Origin of the sequence: Ruminococcus sp. Marseille-P6503, from assembly GCF_900604945.1 — a bacterium.
In the GTDB taxonomy this organism is placed as follows: domain Bacteria; phylum Bacillota; class Clostridia; order Oscillospirales; family Ruminococcaceae; genus FB2012.
Map to the genome: position 1 here is coordinate 1,269,743 of NZ_UWPB01000001.1, position 21,117 is coordinate 1,290,859.

29 protein-coding genes are annotated in these 21,117 nt (G+C 44.2%); all 29 read left to right on the forward strand.

Features of this window, described 5'->3' with window-relative positions:
- The first annotated feature begins 34 nt into the window (after positions 1–34).
- Positions 35–2,041, forward strand: a complete 2,007-nt coding sequence (locus EIH25_RS05875; RefSeq protein WP_124099508.1) for a DNA-binding domain-containing protein — start codon at positions 35–37, stop codon at positions 2,039–2,041.
- Positions 2,042–2,965, forward strand: a complete 924-nt coding sequence (locus EIH25_RS05880; protein ID WP_124099511.1) for an AAA family ATPase — start codon at positions 2,042–2,044, stop codon at positions 2,963–2,965.
- Positions 2,966–2,967: 2 nt separating this feature from the next.
- Complete coding sequence (locus tag EIH25_RS05885; RefSeq protein WP_243113092.1) at positions 2,968–3,246, forward strand: DUF3850 domain-containing protein; 279 nt, start codon at positions 2,968–2,970, stop codon at positions 3,244–3,246.
- A 155-nt stretch (positions 3,247–3,401) separates the two neighbouring features.
- Positions 3,402–3,662: an AbrB/MazE/SpoVT family DNA-binding domain-containing protein gene (locus EIH25_RS05890; protein ID WP_124099513.1), complete on the forward strand. Its 261-nt coding sequence runs from the start codon at positions 3,402–3,404 to the stop codon at positions 3,660–3,662.
- Positions 3,649–4,299, forward strand: a complete 651-nt coding sequence (locus EIH25_RS05895; RefSeq protein ID WP_124099515.1) for a hypothetical protein — start codon at positions 3,649–3,651, stop codon at positions 4,297–4,299. The genes EIH25_RS05890 and EIH25_RS05895 overlap by 14 nt, the downstream gene beginning before the upstream one ends.
- 20 nt (positions 4,300–4,319) lie before the next feature.
- Positions 4,320–4,853, forward strand: coding sequence for a phage protein GemA/Gp16 family protein (locus EIH25_RS05900; protein ID WP_124099517.1), 534 nt, complete (start codon positions 4,320–4,322; stop codon positions 4,851–4,853).
- Positions 4,840–5,154: a Mor transcription activator family protein gene (locus EIH25_RS05905; RefSeq protein ID WP_124099519.1), complete on the forward strand. Its 315-nt coding sequence runs from the start codon at positions 4,840–4,842 to the stop codon at positions 5,152–5,154. Before EIH25_RS05900 ends, EIH25_RS05905 begins: the two co-directional genes overlap by 14 nt.
- A gap of 101 nt (positions 5,155–5,255) precedes the next feature.
- On the forward strand, positions 5,256–5,552 hold the full coding sequence (locus EIH25_RS05910) for a hypothetical protein (protein ID WP_124099521.1): 297 nt from the start codon (positions 5,256–5,258) through the stop codon (positions 5,550–5,552).
- Position 5,553: 1 nt separating this feature from the next.
- Positions 5,554–5,880: a type VI secretion protein gene (locus tag EIH25_RS05915; protein WP_124099523.1), complete on the forward strand. Its 327-nt coding sequence runs from the start codon at positions 5,554–5,556 to the stop codon at positions 5,878–5,880.
- Between the two features lie 12 nt (positions 5,881–5,892).
- On the forward strand, positions 5,893–6,444 hold the full coding sequence (locus EIH25_RS05920) for a phage protein Gp27 family protein (RefSeq protein ID WP_124099525.1): 552 nt from the start codon (positions 5,893–5,895) through the stop codon (positions 6,442–6,444).
- A complete protein-coding gene (locus EIH25_RS05925) occupies positions 6,441–6,923 on the forward strand; it encodes a transcription termination/antitermination NusG family protein (protein WP_124099527.1) in 483 nt (160 codons plus the stop codon). Before EIH25_RS05920 ends, EIH25_RS05925 begins: the two co-directional genes overlap by 4 nt.
- A 241-nt stretch (positions 6,924–7,164) precedes the next feature.
- Positions 7,165–7,632 (forward strand): hypothetical protein, encoded by a 468-nt coding sequence (locus EIH25_RS05930; RefSeq protein WP_124099529.1) that lies wholly within the window; start codon positions 7,165–7,167, stop codon positions 7,630–7,632.
- Positions 7,616–8,995 (forward strand): PBSX family phage terminase large subunit, encoded by a 1,380-nt coding sequence (locus EIH25_RS05935; RefSeq protein WP_124099531.1) that lies wholly within the window; start codon positions 7,616–7,618, stop codon positions 8,993–8,995. The genes EIH25_RS05930 and EIH25_RS05935 overlap by 17 nt, the downstream gene beginning before the upstream one ends.
- Positions 8,992–10,458: a phage portal protein gene (locus tag EIH25_RS05940; protein ID WP_124099533.1), complete on the forward strand. Its 1,467-nt coding sequence runs from the start codon at positions 8,992–8,994 to the stop codon at positions 10,456–10,458. The genes EIH25_RS05935 and EIH25_RS05940 overlap by 4 nt, the downstream gene beginning before the upstream one ends.
- The gene (locus EIH25_RS05945; protein WP_124099535.1) at positions 10,458–12,143 is read left to right on the forward strand and encodes a phage minor capsid protein; all 1,686 of its coding nucleotides are present in this window, start codon (positions 10,458–10,460) and stop codon (positions 12,141–12,143) included. The genes EIH25_RS05940 and EIH25_RS05945 overlap by 1 nt, the downstream gene beginning before the upstream one ends.
- A gap of 1 nt (position 12,144) precedes the next feature.
- Positions 12,145–12,396, forward strand: a complete 252-nt coding sequence (locus EIH25_RS05950) for a hypothetical protein (RefSeq protein WP_124099537.1) — start codon at positions 12,145–12,147, stop codon at positions 12,394–12,396.
- 47 nt (positions 12,397–12,443) lie between these two features.
- Complete coding sequence (locus EIH25_RS05955; protein WP_124099539.1) at positions 12,444–12,839, forward strand: hypothetical protein; 396 nt, start codon at positions 12,444–12,446, stop codon at positions 12,837–12,839.
- A 1-nt stretch (position 12,840) separates the two neighbouring features.
- Positions 12,841–13,002 (forward strand): hypothetical protein, encoded by a 162-nt coding sequence (locus EIH25_RS12410; protein ID WP_164489172.1) that lies wholly within the window; start codon positions 12,841–12,843, stop codon positions 13,000–13,002.
- Between the two features lie 77 nt (positions 13,003–13,079).
- Positions 13,080–13,622 (forward strand): phage scaffolding protein, encoded by a 543-nt coding sequence (locus EIH25_RS05960; protein ID WP_124099542.1) that lies wholly within the window; start codon positions 13,080–13,082, stop codon positions 13,620–13,622.
- Between the two features lie 20 nt (positions 13,623–13,642).
- Positions 13,643–14,518 (forward strand): hypothetical protein, encoded by an 876-nt coding sequence (locus tag EIH25_RS05965; RefSeq protein ID WP_124099544.1) that lies wholly within the window; start codon positions 13,643–13,645, stop codon positions 14,516–14,518.
- Positions 14,519–14,537: 19 nt separating this feature from the next.
- The gene (locus EIH25_RS05970; RefSeq protein ID WP_124099546.1) at positions 14,538–14,750 is read left to right on the forward strand and encodes a Rho termination factor N-terminal domain-containing protein; all 213 of its coding nucleotides are present in this window, start codon (positions 14,538–14,540) and stop codon (positions 14,748–14,750) included.
- A gap of 3 nt (positions 14,751–14,753) precedes the next feature.
- Positions 14,754–15,074 (forward strand): hypothetical protein, encoded by a 321-nt coding sequence (locus EIH25_RS05975; RefSeq protein ID WP_124099548.1) that lies wholly within the window; start codon positions 14,754–14,756, stop codon positions 15,072–15,074.
- Positions 15,074–15,400 (forward strand): DUF6751 family protein, encoded by a 327-nt coding sequence (locus tag EIH25_RS05980; RefSeq protein ID WP_124099550.1) that lies wholly within the window; start codon positions 15,074–15,076, stop codon positions 15,398–15,400. Before EIH25_RS05975 ends, EIH25_RS05980 begins: the two co-directional genes overlap by 1 nt.
- On the forward strand, positions 15,397–15,768 hold the full coding sequence (locus EIH25_RS05985) for a minor capsid protein (RefSeq protein ID WP_124099552.1): 372 nt from the start codon (positions 15,397–15,399) through the stop codon (positions 15,766–15,768). The genes EIH25_RS05980 and EIH25_RS05985 overlap by 4 nt, the downstream gene beginning before the upstream one ends.
- A 16-nt stretch (positions 15,769–15,784) precedes the next feature.
- A complete protein-coding gene (locus tag EIH25_RS05990) occupies positions 15,785–16,186 on the forward strand; it encodes a hypothetical protein (RefSeq protein ID WP_206425687.1) in 402 nt (133 codons plus the stop codon).
- The gene (locus EIH25_RS05995; protein WP_124099556.1) at positions 16,186–16,686 is read left to right on the forward strand and encodes a hypothetical protein; all 501 of its coding nucleotides are present in this window, start codon (positions 16,186–16,188) and stop codon (positions 16,684–16,686) included. The genes EIH25_RS05990 and EIH25_RS05995 overlap by 1 nt, the downstream gene beginning before the upstream one ends.
- A 51-nt stretch (positions 16,687–16,737) precedes the next feature.
- Positions 16,738–17,340, forward strand: coding sequence for a hypothetical protein (locus EIH25_RS06000; RefSeq protein WP_124099558.1), 603 nt, complete (start codon positions 16,738–16,740; stop codon positions 17,338–17,340).
- A complete protein-coding gene (locus tag EIH25_RS06005) occupies positions 17,337–17,891 on the forward strand; it encodes a Gp15 family bacteriophage protein (protein WP_124099560.1) in 555 nt (184 codons plus the stop codon). The genes EIH25_RS06000 and EIH25_RS06005 overlap by 4 nt, the downstream gene beginning before the upstream one ends.
- Before the next feature lie 28 nt (positions 17,892–17,919).
- Positions 17,920–21,108 (forward strand): hypothetical protein, encoded by a 3,189-nt coding sequence (locus tag EIH25_RS06010; protein WP_124099562.1) that lies wholly within the window; start codon positions 17,920–17,922, stop codon positions 21,106–21,108.
- Positions 21,109–21,117 lie beyond the last annotated feature (9 nt).

The window sequence follows — 21,117 nt, forward strand, 5'->3', positions numbered from 1 at the left end:
TGTTTTGTCAAGTCTTTTTCTCGGAGGTGATGATTTGGTATATTTAACGGTTGCTCAAGCTGCTAAGCTTAAGGAATGCAGCATAAGAACTATGCAAAGAAATATATCTTGCGGAAAAATTGAAGCAATTACATCTGTACACTCTCAAAACAGAAAAGAGTGCTATATGATTCCAATAACATCACTTCCAGAAGACTTGCAGGCAAAGTACTATGCTCAGAAAAGAGCGGAAGCGGGCTTAGAACCTGTTCAGTCTGTTAAAAAGGCGGTAAAACAGCATAAAAAAGCTGTTAAAACTACGTTTGAAGAATTTTCTGAAGCAGAGCGTGAAGAGATCGCTCTGTGGGTGGAAATACTTCAGGAGTGGCAGAAATACAGAAATCAGTATCCTGGGAAGAAAACTAAGGTGGATAAGCTGTTTGTAGGCAAATGTCAGCTGGAACATTCAGATATTAAGGTATCAGTGGATATACTCTATCGAAAGTATGCAGCCTACAGGGATAATAACCTGCAGGGGCTTTGCGAAAATCGAGGCGGAGCAAATAAGGGTAAAAGCAGTATTCCACCGGAACTGTGGGAGCAGTTCTGTTATTTCTACCTTTCCGAAAACAAGCCTACCGTTTCGCGCTGCTATGATCTTACGCTTGAATGCGCTAAGGAATGGTATCCGTCAATGGTGGCAAACTTCCCGTCAGACAATACTTTTCGTAGGCATATAAAGTCTGAAATACCGCAAGCCGTGCTGACATATATGCGTGACGGAGATAAGGCTATGAAAGATAAGTGCCTGCCATATATCAGCCGTATGTACGACGGTTTGCACGCTAACGACGTCTGGATCGCGGACAACCACACCTTTGATATACAATCCTATGACGAGGACAACGGTACGATCCACAGGCTGTACATTACAGCCTTTCTGGACGCCAAAAGCGGAGTGCTGGTCGGCTGGAATATATGCGACAGCCCGAATTCCCAATCAACGATCATTGCATTAAGGCACGGTATTATGCGATTCGGTATCCCGAAAGCCGTATATTTTGATAATGGTCGAGAATTTTTAACCCATGACGTGGGAGGAAAAGGTCATAGGAGCAGGAAAACCGATAATCCTGAGATTGAACCGCCAACGATACTACAAAGACTTGGGATCACGATGCATAACGCAATCGTCAGAAACGCTAAGGCAAAACCAATCGAGCGTACTTTCAGTACTGTAACAATGCAGTTTGCCCGTATGTTCGAGGGCTACTGCGGTGGCACTATTATGCAGCGACCAGAAAGTCTTAAACGCAGGATCAAAGAAGGAAAGATCCCTTGCGATTTTGAAATCAGAGAATATATTGATACATATATTGACGGCGATTTTAATATGCAGGAATACGGCGGAGCTGAGGCTAAATATAAAGGGATGAGCCGTATCGATGTATGGAATAAGGACATTAAGGCAGTAGGCATCAGAAAAGCCCCAGAAGCCGAACTTAATCTTATGCTTATGAGATCGACAAGGGTGCAGAAGATCAAACGCAACGGCGTATTTGTTGAAATTTCCGGTGAAAAGGTTTGGTTTATGGACTATGAAAACACATATCGTCATCTAGGCAAGGAGGTCTATGTAAGATATGATCCAGCAGACCTCAGAAGCGTAAGAGTATACGACAAGACAGACCGATATCTCTGGACTTGGGAGTGCGCCGACAAGCTGCTTATCGACTACATCACCGAAAGCAAGGAAGAAATATCCGACGCAATGGCTTTGCAGCGCAGAGTTCAGCGGTTTATCAAAGCCGAGGCACAGAATATCACGGACGGCTTAAGCTCGGAGCATAAGATCGACCTTATGGAGGCTGCCGCTCTCAAGGCGGCGCACGGAAAGCAGAACTTTAAGATCGTTATGCCGTCCAACGTTATTATGATCCACGCCGATGAAGAACCCGCACAGCTTGCACAGGCTGTCGGCGACGAAATTATCGATGTAAATATCGACAGAATGAACGAAAACGCCAAAAGGCGGAAAAATAAATGGAGGAGTGATCGATAAATGAAAAAGCTCACAGCAAAGCAGGAGTGGGCGTTAGAACAGATAAAACAGCTGCAGATTTCGAAAAATCTATCTGCAGCTGCAGTCTGCAAAAAGATTGGTATATCAGATAGCTCATACTCTGCTATTAAGTCAGGTACTTACAACGGCGATGTAGATAAGCAGATGAAAAAAGTGATCGAATACTTTGAAACTAAGCAAGCTGCCGCTGAGATATATGTAGGCACAGACTATAAGGAGACGTCAATATCGTCAAACGTGTACAAGATCATACGCAACTGCCAGCTTCAGGGCGGACTTGCCATAGCTTGCGGTGACGCAGGTATCGGTAAAACACAGGCTTGCAGGCAGTATTACCGTGAACACGGAACAAACTGCATATACATAACTGTAAATCCGTGTATCAAGTCATCGAAATCCGTGCTGGAGCTTATCGGCTCAAAGCTTAACGTATCATCCGGCTCGGTAAGCAGACTCTGGCTGGAAATCTCGTCAAAACTGTCGGACGGCATGGTGATAATAGTGGACGAAGCCCAGCATCTTACAAGAAACGCCATTGACACTCTCAGAAGTATATGCGATCATTTCGACGAAAAGGGGCAAACTCTTGGAATTTGCTTTGTCGGCAACGAGACTACGGTCAGCAGACTGGGCGGAAAGCAGAAAGCAGAATTTGCCCAGATTCGAAACAGGACTAAAAATACACGTTTTTACAGCGTAAAGCAGATAAAGAAAAGCGACATCGAAATGCTATTTCCTGACATAAGGGAAGACGCAGCGGCTGTTGAATTTTTATTGAGAATAGCACAGAGTACTCAAGCAATACGAGGTGCAGTCAACTTATACTCTAATGCTCTTGACAACGGAAATGTAACTGCAAAAGGATTGTCGGCAATCGCTAAATATATGGAGCTGGAGGTGTAATTATGAGCGATAATGTATATTATGTGACACATGAGCTTAAAATACTGCCTAAATATTTTGAAGATGTGCTTTCGGGACGCAAAACTTTTGAGATAAGAATTGAGGACAAAGCAAAATTTAACGTCAACGATAAGCTGCTGCTCAGGGAGTTTGACGGAAAAAAATTGACCGGACGCAAACTCAGAGCTAAGGTGACTTATGTCCTGCGCGACGAGCAGTATTGCAAGCCGGGATACTGTATTATGGCAATTGAGGTGATCAGCGCAGGTCACAAGCCCTGATAAATGCAGAGTACAGAAAAAATTGCTGAGGAACTGCACCTTTCATAAAACCCAATCCGGAGGAATAGCCTCCGGCTGTAATGCAGCCGCCGATCGGCGCAGGTCACAAGCCCTGATAAATGCAGAGTGCAGAAAAACAAGGAGGTTAAATCGCTATGGAAACAAAACATAAAAAGCTTACAAGCAAAGCGGGACTGACGATCCCGAAGGACATCAGACTTGCAGCGGGCTTTGCGGGAGGCATGGCTGTTGACATCGAGGAGACAGCGGACGGTATCCTGATTCGCAAGCACAGACCGACCTGTTGCTATTGCGGCAGTGTTGAGAATGTGCGCTGCATCAAGGGTCGCGACACTTGCAGAAGCTGCGCTGAAGAAATCATGGAGGAGGTAAAGACGGCTTATGGATCTGTCTGAAAAGGTAAAACGCTATGCCGAGATCAAAGCGGAAATATCCGAGCTTAAAGCAGAGGCAGACAGCATCGAGGGTGAAATCCTTAAGGCTTCAGAAGTCGATCTGCAGGATACAAAATTTAAATCTGCTGTCTACAGCGACAATGCGGGCAATTCTATCACAGTCACCAACGCCGACAGCGTTAAGCTCGTCTATCCCGCAATGCTTAAGGAGATATTCGGCAAGGCTTACGGCGATGTTGTAAAAGAGGATGTTACCTACACCTTGTCGGAACCTGGAAAACGTCTGCTTTCTGCCGTTTACAACAAGGAGTACATAAAGGACGGCAGCGTTTCGCAGATTCTGGACGGTCTGGGACTTGATGATAAGACTCGCAGGACATTGGAGAAAAAGCTCAAGGGAGCAAAATATGAGACAGACGTAAAAAATCTTATGCAGCTTGGCGGTCTGGACGAAAAGTCGGCGCGGGAGAACGCCTATCTGGTATCCGAGGCTGTGGCTTGGCAGAACTTCGTTAAGCTGCTTACGCTCAATAATGAACAGCTTACCGACGAGATAATCGAACGGGCTGTGGATATGATAGACAGCGCAGTCGTAGTTGAAAGAACGCCGAAAACGAAATTTACGGCGGTGAAGTAAAAAACAAGGAGGATTTGGATATGGCAGCTATCACAAAAGAACAGATAAAGCGAATTTACGGAATGGGCGCAGGTCTCGGTATTGTAGGTAAGGACAGAGACGATATGCTACACGAGGTCATTTTCAGTATCACCGGTAAGGAATCCGTCAAGGATCTTACCGACAGCGATTTCAAGGCTGTTCAGACTGAGCTTATCAATCGCATGAAACTTGCCGATCCAAATCATCCTCTGTACAAATCCAAACCTAAAAAGACAAAAAAGAAAGAAAACGAGGAGATTGGCTGCAACGGCATGGCTACTCCCGAACAGCAGCGGCTGTGCTGGAGATACTGCTACAGACTTAAGGAGCTTGATCCGAATCCAAAGTCGGCAGACGTGGGAGACAGGCTGCTGGGAGCGATCGATAAGGTTCTGGACGTTACAGCCTCAAAAAAAGAACCGTTTCGATGGATAGATCAGGATCAGTGTTCTAAGCTTATCGAACAGCTCAAGCGTTATGTGAATACAGCTGAACGCAGAGCAAAACGAGGTGAGGAATGTGCCGGAACTTGATATATTTTACGAAGACCTTACCCCAGAGCAGCGAGATATTTACGATTGCATCGGTGCTCTGGCTTATGAAAAGCTGGTTAAGCGTTACGGTGGTCTGTCAATATACGTTGCCAAAGCCGACTCGGTTATCCGTTCGGCAAGAGATGCAAAGATACGCAAGGATTTCAACGGATATAATTTTAAGTACCTTGTCAATAAATACAATCTTTCAGAGCGCACGATTCGCAGTATCACGGCTGAAATCAGGCAAGAGAAGCAAAACGCTCCTATTGAAGGTCAGATCTCATTTGATGAAATATGATTGCAGAAACTCGCTGAAACGCTTCATCTGTAACACCCCCAATATATCTGTTATAGTTATTATAACGATAACTATACTAAAGATATATTGGGGGTGTTTTTATGACAAGTCAGGAGATATTTACAGTCGTATTTCAGCTCGTCCTCACCGGTGGCATAGGTATTATCACTTACTTTCTCAAGCGGACGATGGACGACATCGATAAATGCAAGAGCGGTCTGGATAAAGTCAAGGAAAATTACGTCTCTAAAGACGAATTTGACAAATGTAAAATCGACATTACAGAAGTTAAGCAGAACTATCTTACAAAAGAGGACTTTTATCGTGAGCAGCTTAAGACGGAGCAGAAGCTTGACAAGATAATGGACATTCTTATGGAAATGAAAGGAGAAAGGTGAAATGGATATGGAGAAACAGATGCAGCTTATCAGAGCTGGGAACTTCAAGGAAAACAACGGCTCTGTGATGAGAACGATAAATATGCTCAGATATCAGTATCATAAGCTTAAGAGCGTTGAATATGCTCTGCCCGATATAACCAAGGGCGAGATCACCGACAGCGTAAATTATCTTTATGAAGCAGGATACATACATCTGAGGACGGTGTTGTCAAAGGAACCGTCTACGCTGGCAGACAGCGACTTTGACGATCTCGAGGCAAAGCTTACGGCAAAGGGTATAAGCCTGCTTGCCGGAGGCATCAACGACCCCTGCATCAAGATGTAGGGGGTGCGGAGAATGGCAAGGAAACGCAGAAAGCACTCAAAGATAGACAAGCTGTCTCCCGAGCTTAAAGCGACCGTGGAGGATATGATGAAAGCCGACTTCACCTATGCGGAAATAGCGGATTACATCAAGGAGCAGACAGATCAGCCGATCTCAATCTCCTCAGTATGCAGATACGCAGCCAACCTTAACGAGTCGGTTGAGACCCTCAGAATGGCGCAGGAGAATTTCAGGGTCATAATGGAGGAGATAAACAAGTATCCCGCACTCGATACAAGCGAAGGTATCATCAGATTGCTTTCACACAACGTTCTGGAAAGTATTCAGAACACACCAGAAGAGAAATGGCAGAACATAGACCCCGCTGCATTGCTCAAGCAGGCTACAAGCCTTGTAAAAGCGGCTGCTTACAAAAAGAATATGGATCTGAAAAACGAGGATATTCTGAACGCGGGCTTTGAACAGGTCAAAACAATGGTGTTCGAGGCTATGGCAAGAGAGCGTCCTGATCTGTACAAGGACGTGGCTAAGTTTTTGGAGGAGAAAAGGAGCGATACGGTATGATCTACGTTATTTATGTGCAGAGCGGCAGAGAGCATGACGTTGTTGCCGCTCTCAGAGATAAAAATATTAACGCTTGCGCGCCTACTCACGAACTGTCGGAACGGCACAAGGGCGTATGGCGTACAGTGCGACGCATTATCTTTCAGGGATATGTATTTATCCGCAGCGAGCGTATTACCGACGAGATATATTACGCTGTAAAAAACACTGCGGGCGTTGTAAGATTTCTCGGCAGACCTCCAGCGCCGCTTCCAAAAGCTGAGGAAGTCAGACTTCGGTGGATACTCGATACAGAAAATCTTACCGTCAGCCGTGGTTACATAAACAGAAACAAGGTGACTATCACAGAAGGACTGCTCAAAGGCAGAGAACACTGCATCGTTAAATACAGCAGGCGGCGCAAACGCTGTACGCTGTATTGCGAGATAAACAGCAGACGTCATTACTTTGACGTTGCCGCCGAACTGGACAAGATCTGATCAAAAGCGCAAGGTTGATTCGTCCCCTGCGCTTAAGCTCAGATTACATAATGCTGGATAACGGAGTTTTTGGAACAAAAATATCCGAATGGCGAAGCCTGCCCTTAGAATTATCGTTTTAAAGCCGTTTTACAGCGTTCTAGCGCATTTTAAAAATCAAGTCAGGATTATTTGACTATGGAACAATAAAACCGCTTACAGGGGCGCACAGCCCCGTATTTTTTTTATTGGAGGTGTTAATGTGAATGTAAAAAGAAAACAGGCTATCGAACTGCTTGGACAAGCAGTTGACAATATTGATAATATCAAAGTAAAAACGGATATTAAAAGCCTCGGCGAGCTGTCGGAGGCTTTTATTAATACTTCCGATAAAGCGGATCGTAAAAAGCTTGCCGACGATTATAAAAAGCGGCACAGTGAGCTGCAAGCTTTTCTCGACAACAATCCCGAACTTGTTAATGCAGAAGTTGAGCGTGCGCTGCTTGCAGCGGCTCTGGGCGGAGAATACGCCGAAGAGGAGGTCAGAGTCGACGCCAGAGGACGGCGGACGGTCAAGCGCAAGGTCAGAAAGGTCGCTCCTAATCCTTCCGCTGCTCTGAGTTACTTACAAAACAAAGACAAGGAAAACTGGTCTCCCAATCCGCAGGCTGATCCTGAACTGGAGGATACGACGGAAATCGAGGAGGATATCTATGGCAAGAAAAACTGAAAAGCCTGAAAAGCGCAAAAAAACAATCTTGTACAATTTCGGCGATAAACATAAGGAATATATCCGGCGCAGCAGCGACTGTATGATCAATGTTGCTGAGGGAGCTGTCAGAGCCGGAAAGACGGTGGACAATGTACTTGCTTTTTGTCATGAAATCAAGACTACAAAGGATAAGATACACCTTGCTTCGGCTTCCACACTGGGCAATGCAAAGATTATTCTGGGAGACTGCAACGGATTTGGCATTGAGCATTTTTTCCGTGGTCAGTGCCGCTGGGGAAAGTACAAGGGTAACGAGGCTCTTATAATCAAAGGCAGGGATACTGGCTTTAAAACCCGCATCGTTATTTTTTCGGGCGCGATGCTTGCCAGCAGTTATAAATCTATCAGAGGTAACTCTTACGGTATGTGGATCGGGACGGAGATCAACCTGCACCATAAATCATTTGTGCAGGAGGCTTTTAACCGATCTATCGCCGCAGACAAACGTAAGATCTGGTGGGATCTTAACCCGGATAATCCGCGGAGCTGGATATATACCGAGTATATTGACAAGTACCAGAAGGACGCAGCTGAGCACAAGTTTCTCGGCGGATACAACTACGCACATTTTACTATTGATGATAACATAAATATCTCAGATCAGCGTAAGGCTGAGGTAAAATCACAGTACGATCTAACATCTATATGGTATAAGCGAGATATTCTCGGGTTAAGGATAGCAGCTGAGGGTCTTATCTTCCAGAGCTTTGCCAACGATCCTGATAAATTTATTTTATCGGAAAACGATCTTGACAAAAGCAAGATCACATCAATACAGATCGGTATTGACTTTGGCGGCAACAAATCAAAGACAACATTTGTGGCTACGGCTTTTGTAGACGGCTTTAAAAAGCTTATCGTTGTAGCAGATCACAAGATAGACGGCGGCAAGGGCGAGGTCAGCCCCGACACCATTTACGCCGCTTTTATAAAGTTTGTAAAGGCGTTATATATGCGTTTTAATCCGCTTTTGATAAAATTTGCATGGGCGGACAACGAAAACCAAGCAGTAATAAACGGTTTGAGAGTAGCCTGTGCCAGAGCAAGACTTCTTTTAAAGATAGTTGACTGTTACAAAGCTCCGCGCAATGACAGAATATCTATACTGACATCTTTGATGGCTCAGGGCAGATTCGTTGTACTTGACAGCTGCAAGAATGTTATCGGCAGCTTGTCCGAGCAGATATGGGATCCTAAGATACAGGACAGAGACGAGCGTCTTGACGACGGTACTTGCGATATAGATACCGCCGACGCTCTAGAGTACAGCTTCAGCAAATTTATCAAACCGTTAACACTTGCAGGAGGTGAAAACATTTGAACAGTGAGATCATAAACTGGCTTAATAATAACTTCGGTTATAATATTTCGACCGACTATTACAATAAAATTTCAGAATGGACAGACTGGTGGAAAGGCTTTCACGAGCCGTTTCACAGGATCACTTTCGAGAACGGAGAAAAGCGCAGAAGCCGCAATATGTACACTATGAAAATGGCAAAAAAGGTGTGCGAAGACTGGGCGGCTATACTTATCAACGATAAAACCTGCGTCAGGGTGGATGACGAATATTCGCAGAGATTCCTGACCGGAGATACTGAAAACGGTGGTGTATTTGGCAGCAACAACTTCTGGGATCAGGCAAACGATCTTATGGAGAAGATGATGTACTCAGGCACCTGTGCCGTTATAATAAGGCTGAAGAAAGCTCTTGTAAGTACAGACGGCAAGCTGATGAAGTCTGCTGACTCAAGGATTGATTTAAATTATCTCAAAGCGGATAAAATAATCCCCTTGACAGTTGATAACGGTGACATAACCGAAGCTGCTTTTTGTTCCGATATATGTATAAAAGGCAACAACAGAATATATCTTGAGATACACAAGCTCGAACAGGGTGAATATGTAATAGAAAACCACATTTTCAAGACGGACACAAAACAGAAAACACTGCTGGCTGAAGAAGATCTTCCGCATGGCGTGCCTCGTATACTAAGAACCGGTTCTGATAAGCCTTGGTTCGCAATATGCCGACCTTCAATCGTAAATCCGATTGAAGGAAATCACGGTCTGGGCTGCGCAGTATTTGCTAATGCAATCGACAACCTCAAAGGCGTTGATCTGGCTTACAATAACTTTAACTCAGACTTTTGGCTTGGACAGAAAAAGGTGTTTTTAAACAAAAATATGCTTGCGGATATGGCTGGTGATAAAAAGATCGCTCCTGACGAGGTAAATCAGCAGCTGTTTTACTATATCGGCGAAACAATGGACGACGGTACGGGCAAGAGCATGGTGCAGGAGCATAATCCTGATCTGCGAGTTGCAGACAATACGGCGGGTATACAAGCACAGCTTGATTATCTCAGCTTTAAGGTGGGATTTGGTACTAAGCATTATCAGTTTAACAGCGGCAGCATTGTAACTGCTACCCAGTACACGGGTGACAAGCAGGACTTGATACAAAACGCACACAAGCATTTTATCAAGGTCGAAAGCTTTTTGCACAGTCTTGTTAAAACGCTGCTCTGGATAGGTCACAGTTTTATTGACGGTCAAGTAAAGGATAACGCACATATCTCTATAGTCTTTGACCAAAGCCCGCTGGTGGACGAAAACGCCGAACGACAGCGTGACAAGGACGATGTTACGGCGGGTCTGATGCAAAAGTGGGAGTACCGTGTCAAATGGTATGGCGAATCGGAGGAGGAAGCAAAGAAACGTCTTGCAGACGGAGAACCCACCGACGACGAGCTTATGGGATTTGAGGACGGTGAGGAGTAATGCTTACCCCTCAGACTTTGCAAAAGCTGCCCGATGATCTGGTCGACCTTGTAAGCGAGGTACAGACGGAGATAATCAAGTCTATTGCAAAAAAACTTGTTAAGGCTGATTATCTTACTCCCTCGGCGGAATGGCAGTTATACAAAGCAAGTCAACTGCGGATGTCCACAAAAGAGATCACGGCTATGCTTATGAAATTTACAGGCAAGTCCAAGCGGCAGATATCCAAGCTGTACACTGATGCTTGCAAGGAGGCTATTAACAACGATGCAAAGATCTACAGAGCCTACGGCAGGGACTGCTCCGCTGCTCTAAGGTCTGTAGCATTATCTAACACGCTTAAAGCTGGCATAAAAAATGCCAACGGTATGACTAAAAATCTGTGCAGATCCATGGTTGAGTCATCGCAGGCGACTGTTACTCATCTTATGGACAAGGCATGGTTAAAGATACAGAGCGGTGCGTTTACATATCAGGACGCAATTTATGACGCGGTCGCAGAGCTGGCGGAGCATGGTATCACAGCGGTAACTTATCCGTCGGGCAAGACCGACTGGGCGGATGTTGCAATGCGGCGGGCAGTAATGACAGGCATAAGTCAGACTGCCGGACAAATGCAGCTTGATCTTGCGGCTGAAATGGACTGCGATCTGGTTGAGGTCACAGCGCACATGGGTGCGCGTCCCTCTCATGCGGCGTGGCAGGGAAAGGTTTACAGTATTTCAGGCAAGTCAAAAAAGTATCCTAAGCTGTCTGAGGCTACCGGCTACGGTACAGGGGCTGGACTCAAAGGTTGGAATTGCAGACACGACTTTTACCCGTTTTTTGAGGGTATTTCTGAGCGTGCCAATCTGCCGGTCGATATTGCAGAAAACAATGAGCAGTATGAGCTGTCACAGAAGCAGCGGGCAATGGAACGCTCGATCAGGAAATCAAAGCGCAGCCTTGCGGCTCTCGACGGAGCTCTGCAGGAGTGCAGTGACGATGAGCTCAGGCGCAGGCTGCAGAATAAATTTGAGCGCAACTCGGAAACTCTGAAACTTAAAGAAAAGCGGCTGAATGAGTTTTGTAATGCAAACGGACTATACAAGCAAAACGACCGCGTCAGGGTGGTTGGCTTTGGCAGGAGCTTGTCGCAAAAGGCTGTACACAGCAGCAATCGCAGCTTTGTTAATCGGCTTAAAAGCTACGGCATAGAAAATCCGCCGAAAAGTATTGACAAATTCAGAGAAATGGAGTATACTAATCCTCCTGAATACAAACTGATGTCGGCATATATACAATCAGTTAAAAGCGGATATATGTCACCACAGGTAAAATACAGCTTGTATAAGGATACATATAACTTGATTCAAAGTGAAATTGTCGGAACTAAAACTGTAAACGGGATAGAAATAAAAGGTCAGTCAAAGCATTTCCTTGAACGTTTTTTTGGTACGATGGCAAATCCAAGCGATAAATATCACAAACCAAGAAGCGGCGTATCTTTTGAGGATGTGAAAGAAGTCCTGACCAATGGGAATTATCTTTCACCAAAATATAATAAAAGTAAATCAAACGAGCAATTATATAATGCAGACGGTACAAAAATGCGATCTCAAAAGTTTTATACTGACAAATGTGATGTTACTGTCAATCCGGACACAGGACTCTTAATCCAATGCAACCCGGCTGGAGGAGGATAAAATGGAATTTAGGCTTAAAGAAGAGGAGTACGAATTGTTTAAAGAATATGTTGATATTTCTGATATGCAGTATATTATTCTGAATGATAATGATCATACTATTTTCATAAACAATGAGGAGCTGCGCTTGTTTCAGTTATTAATAAGTACAGCGTTAGATATCTATGGTTTTGACGTAGATGGAGAAATCACAGACTTTGGCGAACAACTTGAAGCGTTATACGATTCAATTTACAATCAAATGCAAAATTAAAGCTCCCGGTGCGGGGGCTTTTAATTTTGCAAAAAGGAGGTATTTTTATGACAAAGGAAGACTGGCTGGAAGTGGAGCAGAAACTGTGCTTTCCTGGCGACAAGGCTGAGCTTAAAATAGACGGATATAACATTACATTGATGGTTATGCCTGAAAAAAATTTGAAATGTGTGATCTTGGTATATGTTGACGGAAAAGTTGATTTATCTGCAGCAGAAAAAGATACTGATATACGCAGACGGTTTTATCAACAGCACAAACGCTCATTGCTTACTGCAGCTGAACGCAAAAAACTGAAAAAAGAACGAAAATCGTTTCAAAAAAAGATCGAGGAACAAGCAACATATTACTGTTATTATCCGTTCTGGTCATCGTTCAGGTCGATGAAATCGCATTTTGTAAAAAACAGCTTGTCAATAGAGCTTGTTAAGTTAGGAGGTTAACATGGCATCAACAATTATATTGCTCTATGCTCTTGATACCGGGCAGATCCCAAAAGGCTGTTATATAGCGGCATGGACGCTTTTAGCACTTAAATTTGCTCTTGGTATATTTGAGCTAAAATGCAAAAAAGACATAAAGAAGTACAAGGACACAATTAATTAAACACTAATTTTACAGTAATAAAACGCCATTTAAACGGCGTTTTTATTATACTCAAAATTTTTCAGGAGGTAGAAATCATGACAAAAGACGAACTTATAAAGCTCGGTCTTACAGACGGGCTGGCAGACAAGGTGCTTGAACAGCACACAGCGGAGCTGACCGCCCAACAGCAGAAGTACACAGACCTTAACGCAGAGTTAGAAACGGCAAAAGGCACAATCACAGAGCTTACCGATAAGGTCAAGGCATTTGACGGTGAGGACGTCGAGGGACTTAAGAAAGCAGCGTCCGACTGGGAGAATAAGTACAACGCAGATATCGCCGCGCTGAAGCTTGACAAGGCTCTGGAGTTGTCTCTCATAGGAGCAAAGGCAAGAGACGTTGGCATCGTCAAGTCTCAGATCGACTCATCGCTCCTTAAGCTTGACGGCGACGGCAAGCTTACAGGTCTTACAGAGCAGCTTGATAAGCTTAAGGCAGACAAGGCATTTTTGTTTGATACCGATCAGTCAGCCGATACCGGAGCAAGGATCGACACTGGGCTTGATCATGGATCTGCAACTGAAACGATATCAGACGCACAGGCAAGAGCCGTTATGGGTCTGCCTGCGACTAAGTAATTTTACGGAGGTAAAACACTATGGCAAACGCAATTGCAAAATTCAAAACCTATATCGCACTGCTTGACGAAGTGTATAAGCAGGTTTCACTCACAGCTGACCTTGACAGCGATCAGAGCCTTGTCAAGGCAGGCGCAAACGCTAATGAGATAATTATACCTAAGATGTCAATGGACGGTCTTGCAGACTACTCACGCAACAGCGGATATGTTAAAGGTGACGTAACGCTTACAAATGAAACAGTCACATTCAATTATGACAGAGGTCGTAAGTTCAGTGTTGACAATATGGACAATGAAGAAACCGCAGGACTTGCGTTCGGCAGACTTTCAAGCGAGTTTATCCGCACCAAATCAGTACCTGAGCAGGACGCATTCAGATTTGCAACATATGCAGGTACAACAGGCATTTCAAAGATAGAGGCAGGAGCAACGCTCGCTTCCGGCAATGATGTGCTTGCCGCTCTTGTAGCAGCACAGAATAAAATGGACGAGGACGAAGTATCTCAGGAAAACCGCTACCTTTTCATTACACCTACTTTGTATAACCTTGCTATCAATGTTGATACCACTAAGTCCAAGGCTGTGCTTGATGGCTTTGCAAAGATCGTCAAAGTACCGCAGAGCAGATTTTACACCGCTATCGACCTTAAGGACGGCACGACCGAAGGAGAAGAGGCAGGCGGTTATGCTAAAGCGACAACTGGCAAGGACATCAACTTTATGATTGTTCAGAAATCTGCAGTTATTCAGTATCCTAAACACACCGTCAATAAGGTTATCTCACCTGAAGAGAACCAGAACGATGATAGTTGGCTGTTTTTCTTCCGCGCATATGGGCTTGCGGACGTTTACGAAAACAAAGCAGCAGGAATTTATCTGCACCACAAGGCATAGGGCATAGGAGGTGTTAGTTATGGCAAAAACAGTAGGACTTACTTTCCCGGTCGAGCATCTCGCCGACGAAAACGGCGATATCAGCTTTGATAAAATGACCGTTACACAGCTCAGGAAATATGCCAAGGACAACGGCATTGACATTGGCTCGGCGGCGAAAAAGAATGCGATCATTCAGGCGATCGTCGCTTCGGGAGATGATATGGACAACGAAGACGAAACGGAGGTGTAGGCTATGGCTTATGCCGACTACACGTTTTACACTACCGAATTTTACGGTAATAAGATCCACAAAGCAGAGTACCCTTACTTTGCGGAGCGGGCGTCGGAATATCTTGACAGCCTGAGCTTTGCCGAGACAGACGAGATCAGTCTTTCCAAAGCCTGCTGTGCTTGTGCGGAGATTATGTACTCCGCACAGCCGGAAAAGCAGGTAATCTCAGAAAAAGTCGGAGATTATTCGGTAAGTTATGCTCAGACTCAGACTTCTGTCGCCGATGAGCTGCTCAAGACCGCCTCCAGATACCTTAATCTCAATTCTGTGGGGTGGATATAATGAGATACAATGCAGTATGCACCGTCTGGCACAAGCAGCCTGACGGTGCATTTGTTACGCTGCATTATCCGTGCTGGTGGCAGGATACCGAGGCGGAGAACATTGCAAAGACGGGCAAGACCGACGTTGATACGGCAAAAATACATTTGCCGCTGTCAGCCGAGGTTGACAAATCTGATTACATTGCGAAAGGCAGTATTGATTTTGAAGTGACTGATTCAATAACCGATCTGCTTAAAGCAGTAAAGCCTCTAAAGGTCAGCACAGTTTCACGAAAAGACTACGGCAGCGAGCATATGCAGCACACGGAGGTGACGGCAAAATGAGTAAAAACAGCGTTAAGCTCACTCTAAAGGTCGCTCCGGAAAGAGAACTGCTTATGAGGCGTGGTTTGCAAAAAGGCGGCAAGGTTCAGAAATACATTGACAGCGAAGTGCTGCGCTGCTGCGACGGCTATGTGCCGTTTCAAACGGGCAAACTTAAAGAATCCGGAAGAACATCAACAGTGATAGGGTCAGGCGTGGTGCATTACAATACGCCCTACGCCCGTAAAAATTATTATAACAACAGAGGTATGGGAAGCGAAGGTCTTAATCGTGGGGGCAAGCGCGGTCGGCTTTGGTTTGAACGCATGAAACCGGATCATTTACCCGGAATAATAAAAGGAGTGAAACGAATTGCCGGAGCAAAATAAAAGTTTGTTGGAGGCTATGAAGAACTTTGTGCAGCAGTATCCGAATATTGCGGATATTGATCTGCATTATGATCAGACCGAGCCCGAGCCTGTTAATTACAGTATACAAACATCCGGACTTGTAAAGCTCAGTGAGGACGTATGCGGCAATCAGATATGGCAGCACAATGCTTTGCTCCAGAGCAGAGAGTATACATCTGATGATTTATCGCGGCTCAATGCGTCAGCGTTTACCGAAGATTTCATCTTTTGGATCGAGGTTCAGAATGCTAACAGAAACTACCCTGAACTTTGCAGCGGATTTACGCCTATAAAGATTTCAGCGGATAACGGCATATTGCTGTATTTGGACGACGACGGAGATCGGGGAGTCTATCAGATACAAATTCATTTGATTTTTGAAAGAGAGGGATTTTAATGTCAGAGACAATCACAAAACTAAAGCGCAGTCATTTAATACACTGCATAGACAGCACTTTCGGCGGTGAAACGCCAAGCTGGTTCACTATCGGTAAGGATATCGAAGATATGTCGATGGAGCTTAATCCGTCGACATCTACAGTTAAAAACATACTTGATGAAACGTCTGTAAACGACGAAGGCTATGAGCCGTCGCTGTCAGTAGAAACATACTACGCAAACGTCGGCGACAGTATTTATACAAAGATCAAAGATATTGCAATGAATCGCCTGACCGGCGATGAATGTAAGACAACGCTTCTTGAAATTTTAATCGACAAGACCAGCGGAGCATACGACGCGTGGACAGAGGACGTGATCGTTAAACCCCAGTCCTATGGCGGACCTCAGGGCGGCGTAAATATTCCTTTTACCGTCACTCCATGCGGAAATCGCATCAAGGGTACGGTAACGATTGCAAATAAAGTACCGACATTCACTGCAGACGCAGAAGGCTAACACAAGGCGGTTGATCCGCCTTGTGTTTTAATAATATAAGGAGATGATTTTATGGCAGAAAGAATTGCGCTGTCGTTTGACGACGGCTACAAAGAAATTGAGATAAATGGTGATCCGGAAAGAGTTATACGTTTAAATCCGACTGATGCTAAGTTTTTGAATCGCCTTGCAAATTTTGACGAATCGTCAAAACGAATACAAGAAAAGTACGGAGATATCGACCTGAACAGCATTACTGATCTGCAAAATCTCAATGAAAACGACAGCGATTTTTCAAAATATAAAAAAGTGGCTGAAACGGCGGATAAGCTTGACAGTGCCATGCGAGAACTCATAAATGACATCTTTGGCTATGACATCTCGTCTATAGTATTTTGTTCTGACAGTTGTCTTTCGCCGGCGGGCGGTCAGCCGGTTTTCATAAACTTCATGAATGCTGTTTTTGCATACATAAAACAGGAAGCCGAGATCGAAGCAGAGAAATCAAAAACGAAAATACGCAAATATACTGATGAGGCTAAGAAAATCAGCGTACAGACAAATACGCCGTCAGCTGGAAAGACAGCACAGAATAAGATAGATCTTTCTGAGCTTACGCCTGAGCAGATAGCGTTTATGGATTATCTGAAAAACAATCAAGGTATGCTGAGATGATCGGACAGCTTCCTGAGACTCTTGAAGTAAACGGTTTAAGCTATAGAATAAATACAGACTATCGTATCGCTTTGCTGATTTTTCAGGCATATGACGATCCGGAGCTTAACGTTGAAGAAAAGCATATGACGTGTCTGAACTGTTTATATACTGATTTTGATATGCTCCAGTGCAATGATTATGCGACCGCTCTTGAACGTGCGATCTGGTTTTTAGACGGCGGCGATCTGCCGAAAAAATCGGCGCATTCAAAAATAATTGACTGGGAACAAGATGAAAAAATCATTTTCCCGGCAGTAAATCGGGTCGCAGGTTTTGAAGTCAGATCAGTGCCGTATTTGCACTGGTGGACTTTTCTCGGATATTTCAGTGAAACCGGCGAAGGACTTCTGTCTACAGTTTTGTCAATACGTAATAAAAAAGCTAAAGGCAAGACATTAGATAAATATGAACAGTCAATTTACCGTGAACATAGAGAGCTGATTGATATAAAGCACAAACTTAGTTCTGAAGAACAGGCTGAAATTGATTTTGTAAATTCACTATTATAGTTATTCTTAGCAAAAAGGAGGTGGTGTAATGGCTGTAGACGGACGGCTTAATTTTGACACGAAAATAGACACAAAAGGTTTTAGCAAGGGTGTAAGCAGTCTGAGCGGTCAGCTGACAAGCTTGAAAAATACTGTAGTAAAGCTTGGAGCGGCGATAGGCGTTGCATTTTCAGTTTCTCAGATCGTTGCGTTCGGCAAAGCGTCCGTAACGGCTGCTAATCAGACATCAAACGCTTGGCAAGGTCTGCAAAGCATTATGGACGGTCAAGGACGTAGCTTTTCTAACGCCAAATCTTGGATACAGGATTATGTTTCAGATGGACTTATACCACTACAGAACGCCGTAACAGCATACAAAAATCTTGCTTCACGCGGCTATGATGACAGTCAGATACAACAGGTTTTGACTGCACTTAAAGACTCATCAGCTTATGGCAGACAAGCTTCATACAGCATGGGTGAAGCGGTTCAGACTGCGACAGAAGGTCTGAAAAATGAAAATTCGATTCTGGTGGATAATGCAGGCGTAACTAAAAACGTCGCTAAGATGTGGGACGATTATGCAAAATCTATCGGTACTACTTCTGCAAAGCTTACTCAGCAGCAGAAGATACAAGCAGAAGTCAACGGCATAATGACTGAAACGCGTTTTCAGACCGGTGACGCGGCAAAGGTTGCAAACAGCTTTTCAGGTCAGCTTTCAAGGCTTGCTTTTAATTTTAACGAGCTGAAAGTCGCAGTCGGCAGCTTGCTGAAAGTTGTATTGCAGCCTGTTGTTGTTTACTTAAACACGGCGCTGACAAATATAACTGCGCTTGCAAAAACTGCGGCAAATGTTCTCGGAATAACGACAGACGTTGTTTCATCCGGAGAAGCGCTCAGCGATGGAACTTCCGATGCAGCATCAAATTACGAGGATATGGCAGCGGCGGCGGAAGAAGCCGCTAACGCTAATGAAAATTCGTTAGCTTCATTCGACAAGATAAATAAGCTTGGAGACAGCAAAAGTTCGTCGGCTGCTGGAACGGTTTCATCATCAGGCAGCTTGTCGGGAGGCAAAATAACCGCAGTTGCGGAAGTAGATACATCCGCAGCAGAAAAAAAGCTTGCAAACTTTTTTAACGGAGTTAAAAAGAGCTTTTCAGAGCTGTTTAAACCGCTCAAAAGCGCCTGGAGCACACATGGAAAATCCGTAACCGATTCTGCAAAAAACGCTTTTGACAATATTTTAAGTCTGCTTGGCGAAATAGGCGATTCATTCAAAACAGTTTGGACAAACGGTACAGGCGAAAAAATCGTCGGTCACATTCTGGAAATATTCAGAAACATATTTACTACTGTCGGCAATATTGCTGACAGACTGAAGACAGCATGGACGACGGACAATCTTGGCACGGATATTATTCAGCACTCTGCTGATATTTTCGATACGATCTTACGTCATGTTGAAAACATAACAGACAGGATATCAGATTGGGCAGGTACAATTGATTTTGAACCTTTGCTTTCCTCTTTTGATACGCTTCTGCAAGCGTTAGAACCGTTTGCAGACAACGTTGGCGAAGGTCTTGGATGGTTTCTTGACAACGTTCTGCTGCCGTTAGCAAGCTGGACGATTGAGGATGTTTTACCCGTATTTTTTAACCTATTAAGTAGTGCTGTTAGTTTATTAAATTCGGCAATTGATGCGGTACAGCCGCAAATATCATGGCTGTTTGATAATTTTTTAAAACCTGTTGCGGAATGGACAGGCGGAGTCATAGTATCTGTTCTTGAAAAACTAACATCTGTGCTTTCAGATATCGGAACATGGATTTCAGAAAATCAAACAGCTTTTCAAGTAATCACTGGCATAGTGGCAGCGTTTTTTGCAGTTTGGGAGATTACAACGATAGCGGAATGGATAATTAATGCAGGTGGTTTGATTGGTATAATGAATAAGTTAAAATCTGCAATTGCAGCAGTTACTACTGCAAAAATAGCAGATAAAATTGAATCACTAAAAATAATCGCTCTATATGTAAAAGATTTTGTCGTTGCAATAGGAACAACTATTGCAAATTTAGCAAAAGAAACAGCTGCTTGGATTGCAAGCAAGGCTGCTAAACTGGCAAATGCAACGGCACAAGGTATAATGACTGCAGCTACTGTCGCATGGAATGCTGTATGTACAATAGCAACAGCAGTCACAACAGCATTCGCTGCAGCAATTAATTTTTTAACCTCACCAATCGGATTGGTCGTTCTGGCAATTGGCGCGCTTATTGCAATTGGCGTTGCATTGTACAAAAACTGGGATACTGTTAAGCAATTTGCAATTGATATGTGGGAATGTATAAAAGAAACTATGTACAGCTTTTTTGATTGGTGCGTAGGTATCTTTGATACTGTAGTAAAATTTTTCAGCGATCTTTGGGAAGGTATAAAGAATGTTTTTGCCGCTGTTGGCGAATGGTTTAAGAATCTCTTTACTAAAGCGTGGGAAGGCATAAAAAACGCATGGAGCACGGTAGTAGACTTTTTTACAGGCATATGGGACGGAATATGCAACGTGTTTTATTCAGTTGCAAGCTGGTTCAGCGGGGTTTTCACTACAGCATGGGATAACATAAAATCAGCTTTTTCTGCTGTCTGTGAATTTTTCGGCAGCGTTTGGGAAGCGATCAAAAAGCCGTTCGCTTCCGTTGCGGACTGGTTTAAAAACATCTTCACAAAAGCTTGGAAAGGAGTTAAGAACGTATTCAGCAAAGGCGGAGAAATATTCAGCGGCATAAAAGAGGGTATCTCGGAAACGTTTTTCACCGTTGTAAACGGGCTGATCGACGGTATCAACTGGGTTATCGCTAAGCCGTTTGAAGCTATTAATGCCGCAATCGGCTGGATACGGGATATTGAAATACTTGACTGGCAGCCGTTCGGCGGTTTGTCAGATATTAATATACCTCAGATACCTAAATTAGCAGCCGGAACGGTCGTGCCAGCCAATTACGGTGAGTTTCTGGCTGTACTGGGCGATAACAAGCGCGAAACCGAGGTTGTTTCTCCTTTGTCGACAATCAAGCAGGCGGTGCGTGAAGCGATGGGTGAAAACAGAGCAGGTGCAAAGCAGCCTGTTGTACTCAAGCTTGTTATTAAAGGCAAGGAGCTTGCCGAGGTGCTTATAGACGACATTAACGACATGACGTCAAGCAGCGGCGAATGTCCGATCAAAATCTAAGGAGGGGAT

What these genes read in the sequence shown, in the direction of transcription:
- EIH25_RS05950 (WP_124099537.1), top strand. Translation starts at nt 12,145, where the DNA reads ATGGAATTTAGGCTTAAAGAAGAGGAGTACGAATTGTTTAAAGAATAT.
- EIH25_RS05945 (WP_124099535.1), top strand. Translation starts at nt 10,458, where the DNA reads ATGCTTACCCCTCAGACTTTGCAAAAGCTGCCCGATGATCTGGTCGAC.
- EIH25_RS06005 (WP_124099560.1), top strand. Translation starts at nt 17,337, where the DNA reads ATGATCGGACAGCTTCCTGAGACTCTTGAAGTAAACGGTTTAAGCTAT.
- EIH25_RS05990 (WP_206425687.1), top strand. Translation starts at nt 15,785, where the DNA reads ATGAAGAACTTTGTGCAGCAGTATCCGAATATTGCGGATATTGATCTG.
- EIH25_RS05890 (WP_124099513.1), top strand. Translation starts at nt 3,402, where the DNA reads ATGGAAACAAAACATAAAAAGCTTACAAGCAAAGCGGGACTGACGATC.
- EIH25_RS05975 (WP_124099548.1), top strand. Translation starts at nt 14,754, where the DNA reads ATGGCTTATGCCGACTACACGTTTTACACTACCGAATTTTACGGTAAT.
- EIH25_RS05995 (WP_124099556.1), top strand. Translation starts at nt 16,186, where the DNA reads ATGTCAGAGACAATCACAAAACTAAAGCGCAGTCATTTAATACACTGC.
- EIH25_RS05935 (WP_124099531.1), top strand. Translation starts at nt 7,616, where the DNA reads ATGGCAAGAAAAACTGAAAAGCCTGAAAAGCGCAAAAAAACAATCTTG.
- EIH25_RS05880 (WP_124099511.1), top strand. Translation starts at nt 2,042, where the DNA reads ATGAAAAAGCTCACAGCAAAGCAGGAGTGGGCGTTAGAACAGATAAAA.
- EIH25_RS05900 (WP_124099517.1), top strand. Translation starts at nt 4,320, where the DNA reads ATGGCAGCTATCACAAAAGAACAGATAAAGCGAATTTACGGAATGGGC.
- EIH25_RS12410 (WP_164489172.1), top strand. Translation starts at nt 12,841, where the DNA reads ATGGCATCAACAATTATATTGCTCTATGCTCTTGATACCGGGCAGATC.
- EIH25_RS05960 (WP_124099542.1), top strand. Translation starts at nt 13,080, where the DNA reads ATGACAAAAGACGAACTTATAAAGCTCGGTCTTACAGACGGGCTGGCA.
- EIH25_RS05965 (WP_124099544.1), top strand. Translation starts at nt 13,643, where the DNA reads ATGGCAAACGCAATTGCAAAATTCAAAACCTATATCGCACTGCTTGAC.
- EIH25_RS05970 (WP_124099546.1), top strand. Translation starts at nt 14,538, where the DNA reads ATGGCAAAAACAGTAGGACTTACTTTCCCGGTCGAGCATCTCGCCGAC.
- EIH25_RS05885 (WP_243113092.1), top strand. Translation starts at nt 2,968, where the DNA reads ATGAGCGATAATGTATATTATGTGACACATGAGCTTAAAATACTGCCT.
- EIH25_RS05895 (WP_124099515.1), top strand. Translation starts at nt 3,649, where the DNA reads ATGGATCTGTCTGAAAAGGTAAAACGCTATGCCGAGATCAAAGCGGAA.
- EIH25_RS05955 (WP_124099539.1), top strand. Translation starts at nt 12,444, where the DNA reads ATGACAAAGGAAGACTGGCTGGAAGTGGAGCAGAAACTGTGCTTTCCT.
- EIH25_RS05910 (WP_124099521.1), top strand. Translation starts at nt 5,256, where the DNA reads ATGACAAGTCAGGAGATATTTACAGTCGTATTTCAGCTCGTCCTCACC.
- EIH25_RS05985 (WP_124099552.1), top strand. Translation starts at nt 15,397, where the DNA reads ATGAGTAAAAACAGCGTTAAGCTCACTCTAAAGGTCGCTCCGGAAAGA.
- EIH25_RS06000 (WP_124099558.1), top strand. Translation starts at nt 16,738, where the DNA reads ATGGCAGAAAGAATTGCGCTGTCGTTTGACGACGGCTACAAAGAAATT.
- EIH25_RS05925 (WP_124099527.1), top strand. Translation starts at nt 6,441, where the DNA reads ATGATCTACGTTATTTATGTGCAGAGCGGCAGAGAGCATGACGTTGTT.
- EIH25_RS06010 (WP_124099562.1), top strand. Translation starts at nt 17,920, where the DNA reads ATGGCTGTAGACGGACGGCTTAATTTTGACACGAAAATAGACACAAAA.
- EIH25_RS05915 (WP_124099523.1), top strand. Translation starts at nt 5,554, where the DNA reads ATGGATATGGAGAAACAGATGCAGCTTATCAGAGCTGGGAACTTCAAG.
- EIH25_RS05980 (WP_124099550.1), top strand. Translation starts at nt 15,074, where the DNA reads ATGAGATACAATGCAGTATGCACCGTCTGGCACAAGCAGCCTGACGGT.
- EIH25_RS05920 (WP_124099525.1), top strand. Translation starts at nt 5,893, where the DNA reads ATGGCAAGGAAACGCAGAAAGCACTCAAAGATAGACAAGCTGTCTCCC.